This window comes from Psychrobacter sp. FME5, from assembly GCF_014861375.1.
Classification (GTDB): domain Bacteria; phylum Pseudomonadota; class Gammaproteobacteria; order Pseudomonadales; family Moraxellaceae; genus Psychrobacter.
The window spans coordinates 1-1,588 of record NZ_RRYX01000219.1; the positions used below are offsets into that span (position 1 = coordinate 1).

Here is a 1,588-nt window from a genome sequence, read left to right on the forward strand (position 1 = left end):
TGCCATAGCTTTTTTTGCCATTTTTCTTTAAACTGGGACTGTGACAGTCGGGGCAGCTGATATCTATTTGTGTCTTCATAACCTCAAATATATCATCTTGCTTTGGCTGTCACCCTCCTTTATTTCTTCAGCATACTTTCTGACACACCACCAAATATTTATTAAGACTTTACTTTATCTCGATAAGTATTTAGTCCTAAAAAAACCTGCAATTAATTGCAGGTTTTTTTGTGCGTGGCATTTGGTTGCCTGATTAATAAACCACTCACTTTATAACTAATATAGTTAAAATACTTTAAAAACGCTACGATACTGCGGGTATAGTTTTTTTGCAGCCTCTGTCTGCGTAGGCACAGCAAGCTAGAAAAAACGGTACCTGCAGTACGTGATGTAGCGATATTACTTCTCACTGACTATACCATTCATAAAAATTAGAGTAGCAAGGAAAACGAGTGCAAGTGCTACGCATTGTAGACTAAACGAGTTTGACACAGCTAATCGTACTTTTTAGGTTTGGTATAACCTGCTTTATAACGCCCCACTAAAAGTATCACAAGACTGTACGCTGCCACTCTCTAAACCACGCGTAAACCATTGCACACGCTGTTGACTGGTGCCATGGGTGAAGTTATCAGGCACCACTGCTCCACCACTCGCCTGTGCTAAGCGATCATCGCCAATTTGGCCTGCGGCATTAATAGCTTCATCGATATCACCCGCTTCCAAAAACTGTACGCGCTCCTGATTGCGCTGTGCCCAAACACCAGCAAAGCAATCTGCTTGTAGCTCTTGCAATACAGACAGTTTATTTGCTTGTGCCCGTGTCACTTGGCGGCTGGCTTCATTCACCTGCTGAGTAATGCCTAATAAGGTTTGTACATGATGACCAACTTCATGCGAGATAACATAAGCTTGGGCAAAATCGCCCGCTTTACCTTGGTTTTCGCTGTCCCCTGAGCCTTGTATATCACCAGAAATACCAAGGTTTTGACGCATTTCTACAAAAAATGAGGTATCTAAATAGACGGTCTGATCACCTGGACAATAAAAAGGACCGGTTGCCGCGCTAGCACTACCGCAAGCTGAGCTGACTTGGCCATTGAATAGTATAAGAGACGGCTCTTTATAGGTACTGCCCGCTTCATTAAACACCTGATGCCAAACTTCTTCGGTATCTGCCAATACGACTTTTACAAACTGCGTATCACGGTCGTCACTGGTTGCAGGCTCAGTAGAGGTGTTATTGCCACCACCCGCAACCACTTGACCGGTTTGCAAGGCGGTCATGGGGTTTACCCCAAATACCAACCATAAAATACCAGCAATAATAATACCGCCAATACCGCCGCCGATCATCTTACCGCCGCCACTGCTTGAGCGTACGTTAGAACTGCCACGCCTACCTTGCCATTTCATAATTTGGTGGTGTTCTAAAAAGTATGCTGGCATCAGACGTAGCCATAATTGATGTAAAAGAACACCAAATCAAACACTTTAAAATGATTATCAAGCTTTTTTGAGAAGCAACAAGTCTTTCTAACCGCTCGTCTTAATCGGTGTCTAAGGCGACAGTTATTACCCTCTATAC

General features: G+C 43.4%; 2 protein-coding genes. Both read right to left on the reverse strand.

Annotated features, from left to right (window positions below; all coding sequences use genetic code 11):
* Positions 1-528: 528 nt before the first annotated feature.
* On the reverse strand, positions 529-1,416 hold the full coding sequence (locus EI161_RS14290; RefSeq protein WP_192524032.1) for a neutral zinc metallopeptidase: 888 nt from the start codon (positions 1,414-1,416) through the stop codon (positions 529-531).
* Positions 1,417-1,448: 32 nt separating this feature from the next.
* Positions 1,449-1,588: IS1 family transposase (locus EI161_RS14295; protein WP_192528726.1), on the reverse strand; the 140-nt coding region annotated here is incomplete at its 5' end.

What these genes read in the sequence shown, in the direction of transcription:
- EI161_RS14290 (WP_192524032.1), bottom strand. Translation starts at nt 1,416, where the DNA reads ATGAAATGGCAAGGTAGGCGTGGCAGTTCTAACGTACGCTCAAGCAGT.